This window comes from Rummeliibacillus pycnus (genome assembly GCF_050459865.1).
In the GTDB taxonomy this organism is placed as follows: Bacteria; Bacillota; Bacilli; order Bacillales_A; family Planococcaceae; genus Rummeliibacillus; species Rummeliibacillus pycnus_B.
Genome location: NZ_JBCMNM010000015.1, coordinates 31,973 through 50,336 on the forward strand (window position 1 = coordinate 31,973; position 18,364 = coordinate 50,336).

Here is an 18,364-nt window from a genome sequence, read left to right on the forward strand (position 1 = left end):
GTTGCAGCTAAAAGAAAAACATCAGGCAATCAGATATTAAATTGATAGGTGATTATTTTATTAAGTCCTTTATATAGTAATTACTTTGTATTGGTAGATTTCAACTGTTGAAAATCAACAGTTGAAATTTTTCAGTAGTTGAAGCAGTTTTTCCGCTTACAATTTTATATTACACACTTTATTAGAATTTTTTAATTTCGGATTTGCATGTTAATAACTAATAAAGTTCAAAAACTCTTTTACATTTTTGTTCAAAATGCCTATAACCCTTAATGTAATCAAAAACAAAGCAAATAGGAGATTTTTAATAATGGAAATTAAAATTAGTTTAAAAAAATTAGCTACATCATTCAACTTGGAGTATGGTTTTATTTTACAAAAGTTAAATAATTTGATTAAAATTAATGCGGACATTGAAGAATTTATCATTGATGTTAATGATGAAAAATATATATTGAAAGATGGCTTGATTATACTTTTACCATTTTTGAATTTAGAGGATAGTGAAAAAAGTCTATTCGCAATTTTAGCCTTAATGATTGATATGGAAGCACAAAAATTTGAAATTACTAAAGAAAGCACTCATTAATTTGGGTGTTTTTTTTTTTCTAAATTTCTTTTTACACTTTTGGTTTTGATGCCTATAACTATTAGTACAAAAGAAATTAAATTTTCACTACTCAAAAGCCATAAACTTTATTGCTATTTTATATTTTATTATGACTTTGCTTCAGACAGTTTAAAATGAAAGGAACTTTTTATGAATTCTAACACTCACACTCAACCAAATAATAACGATTTAGATATTTCAAAAGAAATGATTCTAGCTGCTATCAAAGAAGCTATTACATCTAATTTTGTATTTAATAAAGAATGGATGTCACTAGCAGAAGCAGCTAAGTATGCAGGTGTATCTTACAATACATTTACGAAATTTCGAGAAATGGGATTAAAAGTATGTCAAGTTGAAGGAATAAAGCGAGTATCTCGTAACGAAATTGATAATTTTTTAGAAAGCCATAGCTTCTAAATAGAATTTGAAGGGGGGTTACCTTTCACGTCAATGTATAATGGCAATAGAGGTAATTCCTCTTCTTTTATTTCTTGCCCCTGCAACGTTATAAGAAGGAGAGTTATTATGACAAAGAAAAAAACATCAACTATAGAAAGCTATACGCTTAATAATGGGCAAAAAAGATACATGTTTCAAATTTATATTGGCGTTGATCCGCTAACTGGAAAACAAAAGCGGACGACTAGACGAGGATTTAAAACAATCAAAGAAGCTGAGTTAGCTTTAGCTCGTTTAAAACTTGAAATTAGTAAGGGTACATATCAAAAGCAACAACCCGAGACCTATCAAGACATATACGAGTTATGGGTAAAACAATATGAAAAGACTGTAGAAGAAAGCACTTTTGTTAAAACTACTGTTATTTTCAAAAATCATATTTTACCTTCTATGCAAGATTATAGAATTGAAAGAATTACTGTAGACGTCTGTCAACTTCATGTAGATGAATGGGCAGATAAATTGAAGAAGTTCCGAATAGTTAAGTCATACGCTGCTAAAGTGTTAGACTTTGCTATCAAACGTGGTTATATTCAAACAAATCCATTTGCTCTGGTTGATATGCCTACTGCTTTAAAAAAGAAACAAGCAAGTACAGAAGAAAAGAAAGAAAACTTTTATTCACGCGAACAACTAATTGAGTTTTTATCATGTTTTAAAAAAGAAAATAACGTTAAAGCGTTTACTTTATTTCGTTTACTTGCTTTTAGTGGGATGCGTAAGGGTGAGGCATTGGCACTAACTTGGAATGATTTAGACTTCAAAAATAATAAAATCCGTATTAATAACGCTCTATCACGTGGTCAAAACAATAAATTATATGTAAAATCTACAAAAACAGGTGTCGCACGTACAATTAAAATGGATGAACGTTCAATGGAAACCCTAAAAGATTGGCGTAAAAAACAAAAACAAGATTATTTAATTCTTGGATTCAACACTATGCGAGCAGAACAACTTGTTTTCAGTAATGAACAAAATGAATATTTACAACCAACAAAAACACGTAAATGGATCTTACACGTACAAAAGAAATACAATCTTGATACGATTACGACACATGGTTTACGTCATACACACTGCTCCTTACTTTTTGAAGCGGGAGTAAGTATTAAAGAAGTGCAAGATCGTTTAGGACATAGTGACTTTAAAACAACTATGAACATCTACGCTCACGTTACGGAAAAAGCGAAAGAAGTGGCTATTCAAAAATTTGAAAGCTATCTCAACATTTAAACTATTAATACATTTTGACTACTTTCAAATGATATTCAATGAAATAAAAAAAGTGTCAAACCCTTATATATCAAGGCTTTTGGCACTCATTGAAACCGAATGATCGTAATATACCGAGATTCGAACCTACCCTTTATTTAAATGTTGTAATATCAATATTAATTAAGATTTTTTAAGCTCTAGAGGAACCTCTGACTTCGTTCTTGACCTCGGTTTACTTGAATTTCATAACTATAATTAACTAATACACGATTATACCATTAAGCTTGACCCCTTATTATTATTCATGTATAATTCAATTAGATAGTTAATTGAAAGGTGATCTTATGGAAAAAGATATTATATATAATGCTACTAGTGAAAATATGCATCAAATACCTGATAATAGTGTAGATTTAATTGTTACTTCTCCTCCATATAATATAAATATCAATTATGGAAATAAAACTGAACAAGGGAAAGTTGTCGCTTCAAAAGGTAAAAAGTATTCAGATAATCTAGAAGAAGAAGAATATCAAAGATTGCTTCAAACTGTATTTTCTGAATGCAGGCGTGTACTTAAACCCAACGGTTCTATTTGGATTAATATTAAAAATCGAACAAAAAATGGTATTGTAGAGCCGCCATTTTGGTTACAAAATCATTTTAATGATATGTATTTAAAAAATATATTAATTTGGAACTTTGATTGGGGTGGTTCTACATCTAAAAGATTTGCACCGAGATACGAATATGTATTTTGGTATACAGCTAGTAATACTGAATATACTTTCAATCTAGAGGATGTAAAAATTCCCGCTCTAAATTACAGACCTGATAGATATAAAAACCAATTGAAAAATCCATCTGATGTTTGGCGAATCCCGATGGTTTCAGGTAACTTTTTAGAAAGAACAGATCATCCTGCCCAATATCCAGAAAAGCTAATTGAAAGAATCATTTTGTCTGGTTCAAATAAAGGTGATATTATTCTAGATCCATTTATGGGTAGTGGTACCACAGCGGTTGTAGCAAAAAAATTAAAAAGACATTATATTGGTTATGAATTAGAACCTGACTACATCGAAATTACTGACAAACGCTTAGATGTGAATTTCAAGTCAGCAAATATTATGGACACTGAACAGATTGAATTGGAGTTTGATTAAAAATGGAAATCATAAAAGATATACATGTTGAAATTGGTAATTGCCTTGATTTATTTAAAAATGTACCTGATAATTCTGTAAAACTAGTTGTAACTTCACCACCATATAATATTAAAAAGAACTATGGTAAATATAATGATGATGTATCATTAGAGGAATGGAAAGACTTGATAGATAATGTTACTAAGGAGGTTTACCGAGTACTTACAGATGATGGAAGTTTCTTTTTAAACCTATCACAGATTCCTTATGGAAAAGATAAAGAAATATTACCTTTACAATATATTGGATATGAAATTGCTAAAAATAATAACTTCTATCTTAGAAATATGATAACTTGGACTTTTAATGGTATGCAAAATCCCACACTACGTTTAGCAGGAAGATATGAAAATATAATGTGGGCAGTTAAAGATTTAAATAACTACATTTTTAATCTTGACGACATTCGTATTCCTTATATCACAAAGAACGATAAACGCTTAACTGGTAAAGGACGAAACCCTACTGATGTTTGGTACTTTGACCATGTAAATAATATGACTAAGAAAAAACTAGGATTAACACATCCAACAATTTATCCTGTGGAAATGATTGAAAGAATTATAATGATGTCTAGTAACGAAGGCGATACAATTTTGGATCCTTTCCTTGGGAGCGGTACAACTGCCGTTGCTGCTAAAAATTTGAATAGAAAAGCAATCGGTTTCGAATTAGACTCCGAGTATTTACCAGAAATAGTAAAAAGGATAAAATATGAAAGCAAACAAAGCGAATTGGACCTGTGAGTCTAATTCGCTTTGTTATTATTAGTATTCTAATGGCTTTACTCCTTCTTTTTTCATCGCACGAATTATTTCGACGAATTCTTCAAAAGTTCCCATTGTATGTAATGGAGAATATATTTTTTCAGTATATCCAACTTTTTTTCTTATTATATAATCGCCTTCACGTTCAGCTCTTTCAAATTCAACACCGTTATCATAAATATAATTTTTTACCTGTTCAGATGTTTCAAAGTATATTCCCTTAAAACAAGGATAATCAATCCAATGTAAATAAAATGTTGGTCTATCTAAATCAGATTCAATTAATTCTAATTGCTTAGTAATTTTTTTGTAATCTAAAGTTGCACTACCTTCATAGCACCATCTTTTAATAACATTAGAAGCATTGATGAATGGTGCACCATGATATTTCACTTCAAAATAAGCCAAAATGCCCTTATCAGTATTTAATATCATGCAATCAGGGTAACTTTTATTTTGGTTATCAGCATGCACTGCCTTTAATTTTAATTTTTTTCCAAAAAAGTCAATTAATAGATCTTCTAGTAATCTGCCTAATTGTACATCCAAAGCCTTTATAGATTTATTTCTAGGCTTTACAAAATAGGGTCCACATTTTTTACACATTAGAGCTAATTCTGAAATTTCACTTTTTAATTGCTTAACTGTTTTTATTTCATCTTCTGGTGACACTTCATCATACATTTTTTTTACGCATTCTTTATTGAAATCATCAAATGTAAACTGATTTTCAAACAGTGTCACATTTTTAAAAAAATCATCAATTCTAGGCTTACTTTCTCTTAATAATTCTTCATACAACGACATAAAACTCACTCCTTTATAACCATATTATACACATTAATTTCCTAAAAAACTTAATTTATGAGATAATACACCTAAATTAAATAGGTGGTGCATAATTTATGAAATTAAATAATAACCAGTACACACTAAATTCAAAGGTCCTTCCAGTACCTTCATTTTTCTCCATCTCAAACCTCGGAGGTGGAGGTAGTGATAAATATAGGGAAACAGTTTATGGTGACATATTAGAAAACACTCCGATTTTACTAAACTTCTTTTATCTTAATCAAAAAAAGATATTTGGCTTAAACGGCTTCGCAGTTCCTTGGCTAAGTAACATCGACTCATATGATACGTTTGGGGATTTCTTAAATTACGTTAGACAAGACATGATTAATTCTTCAAAGTATATCTCATCTTATCATACTCCAGATGCATTGGATTATAATAATAATATACTATTACTAGATTCAGGTGCAGGGAATATTATCAATAATATACACCTAGAATACGATTATATTACTGAAAAAGATAAGTTTATCGAACGCTTACTAGAAGTAATGAAGAATTATTATGATTTCGCTGATAGATTTAAATTTGATATAGTTATTGGTTTTGATATTGGTGGTAAGTATACATTTAAAGGTGATGAACGTTCTCCAGCTATTAAAGAATTGAATATGCATATACTTCGCGATGCTGATGATTTAAATAAAATTTTATTAGATGAAACTATTAAATACTTGAAAAATAAAGATGAATTTTATCCTAAAGTTTTTGCAACTATCCATGGTAAAAATCCAATAGCATATAAAACTTATACTCAACACGTTTTATCAATGGAAAAAAAATATGACTTTACTTTCGATGGCTTTGCTGGTGGTGGTATTGCTAGCGCTAAAAATGCAGAGTTAAGAAGAGCATGGGGTATTTCTTCTAATGTCGAAACAGAGATTATTGCAATCAACAAAAAAAACAAAAATGAATTATATAACGCTATTTTGTCTAGCTATGCTTGCAAAATAATTCGCAAGACTATTAATGACAATCGTCCTATCCATGCATTAGGCTGTGGTGGGAAATTCAATATTCTCCCACTTTATTATGCTGGGGCAACATCTTTTGATGCTCAAACTCCTGGAAGAAGAGCTTATGATGGTAGCGCAGAAAATAATCTTAACGTGAAAAATCCTAATGCAGCAGGCACTTTCAGCAAATACATGGTAGCTGGACTTTCATCGAAATTGAAAGCAAGTAATAATTCAAGAGTATTTGAATATCTAAAGTTACCTCTAGTTGATAATACTACTCAACTTTGCGGATGCCCAGCATGCATTTTAACAGGAAATATTAACTCACTAAAAAGTCTATATACGAAAGTTTCTCCAAGAAATAAGCAGACTGAAGATAGTTATTATGCTAAACAGCTAATAAACATTCACGGTATTTGGCAGCATAATTATCTGAGTAGGCTTGCTCAAGTAACTCCATCTGTTTCAGAAATTATTGATGAATTTTCAAATCACACTACTTTTGTAAACTCTTTGGATTATGTAATAAATAAATTTAATTACGTTTTATAAACGAACATGTATAGTATTGAAAAATGATTCACTCCATTTGCCACAACAATTTAGATTGTTTTTTTCGGGGAAATCGGGCATTTTTAAGTGCCCCCTTTATCTCCGATTTGAATAATAAAATTAAGTTAATAATCAAATAATGTTAATAAATATTAGTAATCAATATTTGAAAAATCATTCTTCTCCTTCATTAAGTAGTACTTTATGCTATCGTTGATGAAATGAGAAATCGATTCAATCTGATCACATTTCAGTAGGCATGTGGATAATCACATGTAGATTGTTTTCTAAATAAGTTGTTACTCTTGTGTGGCGTTTGTTTGATAGTCGGTTCTCCCACATTCTATCTCTTGTATAAATACCTTTCCATCAACCATCCAATATTCCTTTGTCATTTCTATAATCCATTATAAAAGTTATAATCCCTCTATCTATCTACTCGCATATCTATCTTCATGTAGACTTATTATTTGTATTGTTAACTATCTTTATAAAAACATAAAAATAATTTATATGATCCTATAGTCTTAACTGAGCTTACACTTCATAAGAATGCTATCTTTTCAGCAAATTTGTTTCCAGTACAAGTATAAAAAACGCGTATCACATAAAGAAATTGATGCGTTTTTAGAAAAGCATAGATTCTAATCAAATTTTAGAGAGTTTTTTCCCTTTCATGTCAGTGTATAATAGTAATAGAGGTAATTCCTCTTCTTTTATTTCTTGCCCCTGCAATGTTATATAGAAGGAGAATTATCATGACAAAGAAAAAAACATCCACTATTGAAAGCTATATACTTAATAATGGGCAAAAAAGATACATGTTTCAAATTTATATTGGCGTTGATCCGCTAACTGGAAAACAAAAGCGGACGACTAGACGAGGATTTAAAACAATCAAAGAAGCTGAGTTAGCTTTAGCTCGTTTAAAACTTGAAATTAGTAAGGGTACATATCAAAAGCAACAACCTGAGACATATCAAGATATATACGAGTTATGGGTAAAACAATATGAAAAGATTGTAGAAGAAAGCACTTTTGTTAAAACTACTGGTATTTTCAAAAATCATATTTTACCTGCTATGCGTTCCTATAGAATTGAAAAAATTACAGTGGACGTCTGTCAACGTCATGTAGATGAATGGGCAGATAAATTGAAGAAATTCCGAATGGTTAAGTCTTACGCTGCTAAAGTGTTAGAATTTGCTATTAAACATGGTTATATTCAAACTAATCCATTTACTCTAGTTGATATGCCTACTGCTTTAAAAAAGAAACAAGCAAGTACAGAAGAAAAGAAAGAGAACTTTTATACACGTGAACAACTAATCGAGTTTTTATCATGTTTTGAAAAAGAAAATAACGTTAAAGCATACACTTTATTTCGTTTACTTGCTTTTAGCGGTATGCGTAAAGGTGAGGTATTGGCTCTAACTTGGAATGATTTAGATTTCAAAACAAACGAAATCCGTATCAATAAAGCTATTTCCCGTGGTAAAGACAATAAGTTGTATGTTAAATCTACAAAAACAGGTATAGCACGAACTATCAAGATGGATGAACGAACAATGCTAATCTTAAAAGATTGGCGTAAAAAACAAAAACAAGATTATTTAATGCTAGGTTATAATACAATGAAAGCCGGGCAACTTGTATTTAGCAATGAATGTAACGAATATTTACAACCTACAAAAACTCGTAAATGGCTTTTACATGTTCAAAAGAAATATAGCCTAGAAACAATTACAACACATGGTTTACGTCACACACATTGTTCTCTTTTATTTGAGGCAGGTGCAAAAATCAAAGACGTTCAGGATCGTTTAGGACATTCTGATGTACAAACAACAATGAACATCTACGCTCATGTATCAGAAAAGGCAAAAGAAGCAGCCATCCAAAAATTTGAAAGCTACTTAAACATCTAATTATTGAATACGTTTTGACTACGTTTTTGACTACCTTCAAATGATAATCATTGAAATTCAATGAAATATAAAAAGTGCCAAAACCCTTATATATTAAGGATTTTGACACTCATTGAAACCGTATGATTTCGTAATATGGAGACGGTGGGAGTCGAACCCACGTCCAGAAACTCTGATACTTCAGTTACTACGCGTGTAGTTTGTCTATTTAGGATTCGCGCGGCATTATGCCGACAAACAGGCGTCCTGTGCGCTAACTTGGAAATCTCTTGTTGCTAGCTCAAGTGGCACTAGCAACCGTATCCCACTAAAGTTGAGCCTAGCTACGCTACATGGGCGATAGAGCAGTTAGGCAGTTTCGAGCTTACGCTGCGAAAGCTAAGTTATTGTTTGTTTTGCCAGTTATTATATAACTTCCGTTGGTGACGAAGCCGAGACCTCCGACGCGCAACTCAAGCTCAGACATCCCTGTCGAATCCGTAACGTCCCCTTAATATAGGATTTGAAATACTAGCTTCAAAATCCATTAAGGTGCTGATTGCTCAGCGTTTCGGATCAGTATGGTTATCATACTGTGAACTGGCTTATTTGCTATACATAGAGTATATGACAAATTAGGTCATTCTTCAAGTGGTAGATTTTAGAATTGATTTTTTGCTTTAAGAGCGCGGCCCATTTCGCGTTTTGCTTCTTTATTCTTTATGTCAGCACGTTTGTCGTAGTTTTTCTTACCTTTACCTAGACCGATTAATACTTTTGCGTAGCCATCTTTTATGTACATTTTAAGCGGTACAATTGAATATCCATCGCGTTTGACGTCTATTTTTAATTGCATGATTTGCTTCTTATGTAACAATAATTTACGGACGCGAAGTGGATCATGGTTGAAGATATTCCCTTGTTCATATGTGTTGATGTGCATATTGGAAATCCATGCTTCACCATTACGGATTAATATAAAGGAGTCTTTTAATTGTACTTTCCCCTGGCGAATAGACTTGATTTCTGTACCGTTTAATACGATCCCCGCTTCAATTGTTTCTTCGATGAAGTAATCAAATCCAGCCTTTTTATTTTGTGCTAAAACTCTTCCAGTACCTTTAGGCATATGGAGTCACCTCTATAAAATGGATTGAGAAGAGCGACTTGCCCTTCTCTTATTTTTTCTTTCTACTACGGCGTTTTTGCTGTTTCTTTGCAATTCCTTCGTAGAAGCCGCCTTTCTTATTCCCTTTGCTACTTGAATTACCATTAGCTTTACGTTCTTGTTTACGTGTTCTTCCGTTTACTTTTGCTCCACTTGGTTTATATTTGCGATTTTTGCCTTTGCCTTTTTCTCTACCCTGTTCACCGTCTTTTGACTTTGCACGAATGACAACTGGTGCTTGGCGGCGAGTACGAGCTTGTGCTTTAGGCATACCTACGATTTCAAAGTCGATAGCTGATTCATCAATATTTACTTCTAATACGCTGATTTCTACTTCATCACCAATGTGGAAGATACGTCCTGTTCTTTCCCCAATCATGACCATTTGACGATCGTCAAAGTTGTAATAATCATCCGTCATATTGCTAATATGCACTAAGCCTTCGATCGTATTTTCTAATTCGATAAACATACCAAAATTCGTAATAGAGCTGACGATACCTGTGAAATTTTCGCCGATTTTGTCTGCCATGTACTGTGCTTTTTTCAATGATTCCGTATCACGTTCAGCATCTACTGCACGACGTTCACGACTTGATGTATGCTCAGCAATTTCATCCATATGGGCACCCCAGTAGCTAGTCGTTTCTTTGCTTGTATCACCATTGATTAAATAAGTGCGAATTAAGCGATGAACGATTAAGTCTGGATAACGTCTAATTGGTGACGTAAAGTGGGTATAGAATTCTGTTGATAAACCAAAGTGGCCAAGGCATTCTGGACTATATTTTGCTTGTTGCATTGAGCGTAGCATCATTGTTGAAATAACAGGATACTCAGGTTCCTCTTTTACTGATTCTAATATTTCTTGTAATGCTCTAGGTTCAACTGTATTACCTGTACCTCGAATGACTAAACCGAAATTCGTGATAAATTCAAAGAATCGTTGTAGCTTTTCAGGTTTTGGATCTTCGTGAATACGATAGATGAATGGTAAATTCATGTGATTAATATGTTCGGCTACCGTTTCGTTTGCGACAAGCATAAATTCTTCAATTAATCGTTCCGCAACAGTACGTTCACGAAGAAGAATATCTGTTGGCCATCCGTCTTCATCGACAACCACGTAAGATTCTTTAAAGTCAAAGTCTACTGCACCACGGTTCATACGGCGATTGTTTAAAATTTTCGCTAAGTCTTTCATATTTTCAAACATTGGAACTAACGATGCATAGCGTTCTTTTAGTTCTATATCGTCTTCTTCTAAAATTTTAAAGACGTTTGTATATGTCATACGTTCTGTAGTACGAATAACACTTTGGAAAATTTCATGGTCGATGACTTCACCGTTTCCGTTAATCGTCATTTCACATGAAAGCGTTAATCGGTCTACTTGTGGGTTTAATGAACAGATTCCATTTGAAAGACGATGTGGAATCATTGGTATAACGCGATCTGTTAAGTACACACTTGTAGCTCGGTCATATGCTTCACGGTCTAAAGCAGAGCCATCTGTCACATAATAACTAACGTCAGCAATATGCACACCTAACTTATAAGTGCCATCATCATTTTTTGTAACTGTAACGGCATCATCCAAGTCTTTCGCTGTTTCTCCGTCAATGGTTACAATCATTTGATCACGTAAATCACGACGACCTTCTATATCCTTTTCAGCGATTGTATCTGGTACTGCACTTGCAGCGTCTAGAACTTCTTGCGGGAAATCAACTGTAATATCGTGTTTATGAATGATTGACAGAATATCCACACCTGGGTCGTTTTTATGTCCTAAAATTTGTGTCACAATCCCAGTTGCAGATCGGTGCACTCCAGGCCATTCAATAATTTCTGCCACTACTTTATGACCGTCCATTGCACCTAATGTATTATCTTTTGCGATAAATAAATCCATCGATAGTTTTTTATCATCTGGTACAACAAATCCAAATCCACGGTTAGCTTGGAAAGTACCTACTACTTTTGTTGTGCCGCGTTCAATAATCTTAATAACAGCACCTTCACGACGATCTCCTGAAGATGTATTGGATACACGAATAAGTACCTTATCTCCATTAACTGCACCATTTATTTCTGTAGGAGGGATAAATACATCATCCATTCCTGCTTCTTCTGGTGCTACAAAGCCAAATCCTTTTGCGTGACCAATAAAACGACCTTGTAAATAGTTCATTTTTTCTGGTAAACCATATCGATTTGTTCGTGTTCGAACAATGTCTCCTTGCTGTTCTAATTTCACAAGTGTTTTGACAAGTTGTTTGAACTCTTCAACATCACGGAAGCCAAACTGCTCTTCAAACTCTGCAACTGTTAAAGGTTTATAATCATCTTCCTCCATAAAATCCAATAATCTTGTTTCAAGTGTTTGTTCTTGTTTATCCATCGTTCTTCCCTCCTTCTATTAGCATTTGCAATCATTACTTTTTTACTCATGCCAATCAAGTGACTCTAAAAATTGAAAAATATCTTCATCTAATTGTTTTCGTTCTTGATCTAATGTAATCACATGACCTGATTTTTCATACCATTTAATCTGTTTTTCATTAGACTCTGCTTGTTCATAAATATAATTTGCAGATTTAATATCAATGACTTCATCTTTACGTCCCTGAACGACAAAAATTGGGGCATAAATTTCATCGACATGTTCTCTAACTTCATATACTAAATCTCGTAATTGTTGTAATGAAGGCATACCATGTTTTTTAATATATTCTATACTTGCTACAGATTCCTCTTCACTTTTTCCAAAATGTTGATTGAATCGTTCCGCATATTGCACTACACCTTCAAACATCAATTCAGTTGTCCGCATTGTCATTGGAGCACACATTGTTATGATTCCCTTAACTGGGTAAGAATAACCTAATTTCAATGAAAATACGCCACCAAGAGATAATCCAGCAACAGCAATTTCTTTATAACCAGCGTCTTGTAATTTTTGATATCCATCGATCACACTTTGCCACCATTGTTGTGGGTTTGTATGTATAAGTTCTTCTGGTGGAACACCATGTCCTTTATAATGTGGTGCTAGTGACGTATATCCATGCTTTTCTAAGAAACGACCGAGCATACGTACATCTGCAGAATTCCCAGTAAATCCATGTAAAAGTAAAACTGCTCGTGGTCCAGCCTCAAAGAAGAAAGGTTCAGGTAAAACAGGTTTCATGATGCAACCTCCTAAGTATGAATATCAATTTGCACGCCAAATTTTTTAGGCTTGACGGACGCATTCCGCTTTCATCATTATCCAGCTCCACGCCAGTCCCTCGGTTGAAAGTTGGAAAGTCACTCTAGATTCGGGCCATCCAACGCTTGTCCGGGCTTGATCGGCGCGTTCCGCTTTCATTATTATAATCTATATAATAGAAAACGCCTAACCATTAGCGGCCAGGCTGTTTTGTGTGCATTAGATTTTTGCGATCGCTATAGCTAATACGAAGAATAAGACTGATAATACTACAGTAATACGATGTAATATTAAATCTATTCCGCGAGCTTTTGATTTCCCAAAAAGTTGTTCAGCTCCACCAGAGATGGCTCCTGACAGACCCTCACTCTTACTAGATTGCATCAATACTACGATAACTAATGCAACAGACACGATAAGAAGTAACGTCATAATCGCTGCATGCATATGTTCCACCTCCTGATTCGAAACATCACAATAGTCTTATCTTACCAAAAACTGTACGTAATGACAACGAAGTTCTACTTTCCGTAATAAATCAAACCGATAAACTATATTCTTATCTATTATTTTATCATTACTACTATAGTTTGACGATAAAAAAAAATAAAGGCTTCTGAATCATCAACTATATATCTTAAATTTTTAAGGTGGTTTCTAAGTTCAGCAATAATTTTTTCTAGATTGTTCAAAATGATTCAAACCCATCCATAACGTTCTTCATAAAAAACCGCTACTTTTGTTCTTATTTTAAACTACACATTCATAAACTAAATCTGAAAAAAAAATTAAATTAGGAGGCTCTACAATACTCGATCACATAATTTGGTCTTTAGTAGACGATTATATCATTGATAAATTAATCCCCTTTGATTCGACACTTGAGCAAATACAGGAATCGAACAGGCAAGCAGGTATTCCTGATATTAATGTATCAGCAACACACGGAAAATTATTATATCTTTTAGCTAAACTTAAAGGTGCTAAAAACATTTTAGAAATCGGAACTCTTGCTGGATATAGTAGTATATGGTTGGCTCGTTCTCTTTCTGAAAATGGAAAAGTATATACACTTGAATATAATCCAGAGTATGCAAAAATCGCCGAACAAAATATCCGTCAGGCAGGCTACCAAGATAAAGTGGAAGTTATTGTTGGAAAGGCTTTAGAGACGTTACCTATTCTCGAAGAAAAAAAATTATTATTTGACTTAATCTTTATTGATGCTGATAAACAAAATTATTCTCATTATCTAGAATGGTCATTAAAATTAGCAAATCCTGGCGCGCTCATTATTGCTGATAATGTTGTAAGAGATGGCAAGGTGTTTGATGAAACAAGCGATGACGTGCTTGTAAAAGGGGTACAACAATTTATGGATTTATTAGTAAACAATCCTGCGATTGATTCTACAGCGATTCAAACAGTTGGTGTTAAAGGCTATGATGGTTTTATGATAGGGATTGTAAAATAATCAGATGTAGTTGTATTACTTATTTTTAACTGTTTCAGATTATTGAAGACGGGGCTATCTCAAAAGTCCCCTCATCAAGAAATAGCTTAAGAGCTTCGTTTTTTTACCCTGCTGCTACTACTCTACTACCTAGCTACAGGCGGACGCCTCCATCAGGAGTCGCCGCCTTTTTCTCAAACAACAAATCCTAAATTACATAAAAAAGCCCCCTATTTATGCGGATTGCTCACACACAAACAGAGGGCCATGTTATAGAACATAATTCACGCTACCATACGACTAAGTTCTAGCGGTACAGATATATTCTGTACATCACAACTCAAGCAGTACGGTTGGGCTTTTTACTATGTCCAATTATTTTTTAATGTTGTAGAAAGATTTAATACCATTATATTGAGCTGTTACAGACAATTGATCTTCGATACGAAGTAATTGGTTGTATTTTGCAACACGGTCTGTACGAGATGGTGCACCAGTTTTAATTTGGCCAGCATTTGTAGCAACTGCGATATCTGCAATTGTAGTGTCTTCTGATTCACCAGAACGGTGAGAGATGATTGCTGTGTAGCCAGCGCGTTTAGCCATTTCGATAGCATCTAAAGTTTCTGTTAAAGTACCGATTTGGTTAACTTTAATTAGAATGGAGTTACCAACGCCTTCTTCGATACCACGAGATAATTTCTTCGTGTTTGTAACGAATAGGTCATCACCTACTAATTGTACGCGGTTACCGATACGTTCAGTAAGCATTTTGTGACCTGCCCAGTCGTTTTCATCAAGACCATCTTCGATTGAGATGATAGGGTATTTAGAAGTAAGTTCATCATACCAAGCAACCATTTCTTCAGAAGTTTTTGCAACGCCTTCTCCATCTAAATGGTATTTTCCATCTTCATCTGAGTACAATTCAGAAGATGCTACGTCCATTGCTAGCATTACTTCTTCACCTGGTTTGTAACCTGCACGTTCGATTGCAGTTACGATTGTAGATAATGCTTCTTCGTTTGAAGTTAAGTTTGGTGCAAAACCACCTTCATCACCTACTGCAGTGTTATGACCAGATTCTTTAAGAACTGCTTTTAATGAGTGGAAGATTTCAGTACCCATGCGTAAAGCGTGGCGGAATGATTCTGCGCCTACAGGCATTACCATGAATTCTTGAATATCTACGTTATTATCAGCGTGTTCACCGCCGTTTAAGATGTTCATCATTGGAACAGGTAGTTGTTTCGCGTTAACACCACCGATGTATTGGTAAAGTGGTAAGTCAAGGTAGTCAGCACCTGCACGAGCAACTGCTAATGATACACCTAGAATTGCGTTTGCACCTAGTTTACCTTTGTTTTCTGTACCATCTAATTCGATCATCATGTTATCTACTGATACTTGATCAAGTACTGAATAGTTTCCGATTAGTTCTGGAGCAATGACGTTGTTTACATTATCAACTGCTTTTAAAACACCTTTTCCAAGGTAGCGAGCTTTGTCTCCATCGCGCAATTCTACTGCTTCATATTCCCCAGTAGATGCACCAGAAGGAACGATTGCACTACCAAAAGCACCTGATTCTGTGAATACTTCTACTTCTACTGTTGGGTTACCGCGTGAATCTAATACTTCACGGGCTTGTACGTCTGTAATAATTGGCATTGTTTAACTCTCCTCAGTTTTAAAATAATGGTTTTCCTGTCATTTCGAGTGGTTGTTCCACTCCTAATAATTTTAACATGGTAGGAGCTAAATCGGCTAAAATTCCGCCATTTCTTACCACAATATTTTCTTTTGTGACAATTACCGGCACAGGATTTGTTGTATGAGCTGTCATCGGCTCTCCTTCAAGTGTTACCACTTCATCGGAGTTACCATGGTCTGCAGTAATAATTGCTGCTCCACCTTTTGCAAGAAGAGCATCTACCACTCTACCTAAACATTCATCCACTGCTTCAATTGCTTTTACAGTTGGTTCAAGCATTCCACTATGGCCAACCATATCAGGATTAGCGAAGTTTAAGATGATTCCGTCAAAACGATCTGCTTCGATTGCTTCAACAAGTGCATCTGTTACTTCATAGGCACTCATTTCTGGTTTTAAATCATATGTTGCGACTTTAGGAGAATTGATTAGGATACGTTCTTCTCCTTCAAATGTTGCTTCACGACCACCACTCATGAAGAAAGTGACGTGAGGGTATTTTTCTGTTTCTGCAATTCGCAACTGACGAAGATTGTTATTGGATAATACTTCACCAATTGTATTTTTTAAATCATCATCTTGGAAAGCAATCTCACCAATTACCTTATCGCTATATTTCTTAAAACAAACAAATTTTAAGTTTTGCGGATGATTTTCACTTCGTGTAAAACCATCAAAGGATGGATTCGTAAAAGCAGTTGATAATTCGATTGCTCTGTCTGGACGGAAGTTAAAGAAAATCACGGCATCGTTTGATTGAATAGTAGCAACTGGTTTACCATCATTTTTAATCACAAATGGTAAGACAAATTCATCTGTAACGTCATTCGCATAAGATGCTTCTACACCTTCAATTGCAGTTGATGCCTCAATACCTTGTCCATCCACTAATACTTTATAAACCTTTTCTTCACGATCCCAGCGATTATCACGGTCCATTGCATAATAGCGACCACTGATAGAAGCAAATTGTCCGACTCCGATTTCAGCCATTTGACGTTCTGTTTCTTGGATATAGCCTACTGCTGTTTTTGGACCCACATCGCGACCATCTAGGAAGCCATGTACATATACTTCTTCTAAGCCATGGTCTTTTGCTAATTTCAATAAGGCAAATAAATGCTCATAGTGACTATGTACGCCACCATCAGATAATAGTCCCATAAAGTGAAGCTTAGAATGATTTTCTTTTGCGTGATTGACCGCATCCAATAATGCTTTATTTGTAAAGAAATCACCATCTTTAATCGCTTTATGAATTCTCGTTAAGCTTTGATAGACAATACGACCGGCACCAATATTTAAGTGTCCGACTTCTGAATTCCCCATTTGTCCCGCTGGAAGACCTACTTCTTCCCCTGATGCTGTTAATGTGTTATGAGGGAAAGAATTCCAAAAACGTTCCAAATTTGGTTTCTTCGCTTGCGCTACTGCATTACCGAATATTTCGTCGCGTAAGCCTAAACCATCTAAAATAATTAATGCTACTGGTTTATTAGGCATTTGCCCCGGCCTCCAATAATTTTAAGTATGATTCTGGTATTAAACTTGCTCCACCAACTAGAGCACCATCAATATGCTCCATCGATAGTAATTCTACTACGTTTTCTGGTTTCACACTACCACCATATTGAATACGAATCATCTCTGCAGCAACGTCGCCTGCTACTTCTGCTACTGTTTTACGAATGGCTTCACATACAACGTTTGCATCTTGAGCAGTCGCTGTTTTACCTGTCCCAATTGCCCAAATCGGTTCATATGCAATGACAGTTTTAGCAACTTGTTCAGCGTTTAAACCTTTAAGTGCTGCGCCGACTTGAGAAGAAACTTTTACAACTGTATTACTTGCTTCTCGTTCTTCTAATGTTTCACCAACACAGATGATGGGTGTTAAGTTATGAGCAAATGCTGCATGTACTTTTTTATTGACACCTTCATCCGTTTCGTTGTCATATTGACGTCGTTCTGAATGACCTAATATAACATATTGAACTTTGATATCTTCTAATTGAACTGGGCTTATCTCACCAGTAAAAGCACCTTCGTTTTCATAGTGCATCGTTTGAGCACCAATTGCTAAATTTGAACCTTCTGCTTCTTTTACAAGAGATGGTAAAAATAGAGCTGGAGCACAAATCACTGAGTCCACTTTGTCTGTTGCTGGAACAGATGCTTTAACTGCTTCTACAAATTCAATTGTTTCCGATAATTTTTTGTACATTTTCCAGTTACCAGCAATAATAGGTTTACGCATTGTGAAGTACCTCCATC

At 34.4% G+C, this 18,364-nt stretch carries 16 protein-coding genes and 1 other RNA gene; 8 read left to right on the forward strand and 9 right to left on the reverse strand.

Annotated elements, in window-relative coordinates:
- Positions 1-310: 310 nt before the first annotated feature.
- The 5 genes from ABE048_RS03250 to ABE048_RS03270 all read left to right on the forward strand — a co-directional run bounded on the left by ABE048_RS03250 (position 311) and on the right by ABE048_RS03270 (position 4,244).
- Positions 311-589 (forward strand): hypothetical protein, encoded by a 279-nt coding sequence (locus ABE048_RS03250; RefSeq protein ID WP_430309097.1) that lies wholly within the window; start codon positions 311-313, stop codon positions 587-589.
- A 171-nt stretch (positions 590-760) separates the two neighbouring features.
- Positions 761-1,030, forward strand: coding sequence for a helix-turn-helix domain-containing protein (locus ABE048_RS03255; RefSeq protein ID WP_430309098.1), 270 nt, complete (start codon positions 761-763; stop codon positions 1,028-1,030).
- Between the two features lie 108 nt (positions 1,031-1,138).
- Complete coding sequence (locus tag ABE048_RS03260) at positions 1,139-2,308, forward strand: tyrosine-type recombinase/integrase (protein ID WP_430309099.1); 1,170 nt, start codon at positions 1,139-1,141, stop codon at positions 2,306-2,308.
- 326 nt (positions 2,309-2,634) lie between these two features.
- On the forward strand, positions 2,635-3,456 hold the full coding sequence (locus tag ABE048_RS03265) for a DNA-methyltransferase (RefSeq protein WP_430309100.1): 822 nt from the start codon (positions 2,635-2,637) through the stop codon (positions 3,454-3,456).
- A 2-nt stretch (positions 3,457-3,458) separates the two neighbouring features.
- Positions 3,459-4,244, forward strand: a complete 786-nt coding sequence (locus ABE048_RS03270) for a DNA-methyltransferase (RefSeq protein WP_430309101.1) — start codon at positions 3,459-3,461, stop codon at positions 4,242-4,244.
- A 21-nt stretch (positions 4,245-4,265) separates the two neighbouring features.
- Here the strand turns inward: ABE048_RS03270 and ABE048_RS03275 are convergent, their stop codons facing one another.
- On the reverse strand, positions 4,266-5,072 hold the full coding sequence (locus tag ABE048_RS03275; RefSeq protein ID WP_430309102.1) for a hypothetical protein: 807 nt from the start codon (positions 5,070-5,072) through the stop codon (positions 4,266-4,268).
- 98 nt (positions 5,073-5,170) lie between these two features.
- Between ABE048_RS03275 and ABE048_RS03280 the strand changes: the two genes are divergently transcribed.
- The gene (locus ABE048_RS03280; RefSeq protein WP_430309104.1) at positions 5,171-6,634 is read left to right on the forward strand and encodes a hypothetical protein; all 1,464 of its coding nucleotides are present in this window, start codon (positions 5,171-5,173) and stop codon (positions 6,632-6,634) included.
- A 758-nt stretch (positions 6,635-7,392) separates the two neighbouring features.
- The gene (locus tag ABE048_RS03285) at positions 7,393-8,562 is read left to right on the forward strand and encodes a tyrosine-type recombinase/integrase (protein WP_430309105.1); all 1,170 of its coding nucleotides are present in this window, start codon (positions 7,393-7,395) and stop codon (positions 8,560-8,562) included.
- A 133-nt stretch (positions 8,563-8,695) separates the two neighbouring features.
- Here ABE048_RS03285 and ssrA read toward each other — a convergent pair.
- From ssrA to secG, 5 genes are all read right to left on the reverse strand, one after another.
- Positions 8,696-9,052, reverse strand: a transfer-messenger RNA (tmRNA) gene (gene ssrA / locus ABE048_RS03290).
- Positions 9,053-9,202: 150 nt separating this feature from the next.
- On the reverse strand, positions 9,203-9,670 hold the full coding sequence (gene smpB / locus ABE048_RS03295) for an SsrA-binding protein SmpB (protein ID WP_430309106.1): 468 nt from the start codon (positions 9,668-9,670) through the stop codon (positions 9,203-9,205).
- Between the two features lie 49 nt (positions 9,671-9,719).
- A complete protein-coding gene (rnr, locus tag ABE048_RS03300) occupies positions 9,720-12,113 on the reverse strand; it encodes a ribonuclease R (protein ID WP_430309107.1) in 2,394 nt (797 codons plus the stop codon).
- Positions 12,114-12,155: 42 nt separating this feature from the next.
- A complete protein-coding gene (locus tag ABE048_RS03305; RefSeq protein WP_430309108.1) occupies positions 12,156-12,902 on the reverse strand; it encodes an alpha/beta hydrolase in 747 nt (248 codons plus the stop codon).
- Between the two features lie 240 nt (positions 12,903-13,142).
- A complete protein-coding gene (secG, locus tag ABE048_RS03310; RefSeq protein ID WP_430309109.1) occupies positions 13,143-13,370 on the reverse strand; it encodes a preprotein translocase subunit SecG in 228 nt (75 codons plus the stop codon).
- A gap of 442 nt (positions 13,371-13,812) precedes the next feature.
- Between secG and ABE048_RS03315 the strand changes: the two genes are divergently transcribed.
- A complete protein-coding gene (locus ABE048_RS03315; RefSeq protein WP_430309229.1) occupies positions 13,813-14,397 on the forward strand; it encodes an O-methyltransferase in 585 nt (194 codons plus the stop codon).
- 354 nt (positions 14,398-14,751) lie between these two features.
- Here the strand turns inward: ABE048_RS03315 and eno are convergent, their stop codons facing one another.
- From eno to tpiA, 3 genes are read right to left on the reverse strand one after another with little or no spacing between them, the layout of a single operon-like run.
- The gene (gene eno / locus ABE048_RS03320; protein ID WP_430309110.1) at positions 14,752-16,047 is read right to left on the reverse strand and encodes a phosphopyruvate hydratase; all 1,296 of its coding nucleotides are present in this window, start codon (positions 16,045-16,047) and stop codon (positions 14,752-14,754) included.
- 19 nt (positions 16,048-16,066) lie between these two features.
- Positions 16,067-17,593 (reverse strand): 2,3-bisphosphoglycerate-independent phosphoglycerate mutase, encoded by a 1,527-nt coding sequence (gpmI, locus tag ABE048_RS03325; RefSeq protein WP_430309111.1) that lies wholly within the window; start codon positions 17,591-17,593, stop codon positions 16,067-16,069.
- Entirely contained in the window at positions 17,586-18,347 is a 762-nt protein-coding gene (gene tpiA, locus ABE048_RS03330) for a triose-phosphate isomerase (RefSeq protein WP_430309113.1), read from the reverse strand. Before tpiA ends, gpmI begins: the two co-directional genes overlap by 8 nt.
- Positions 18,348-18,364: the final 17 nt, after the last annotated feature.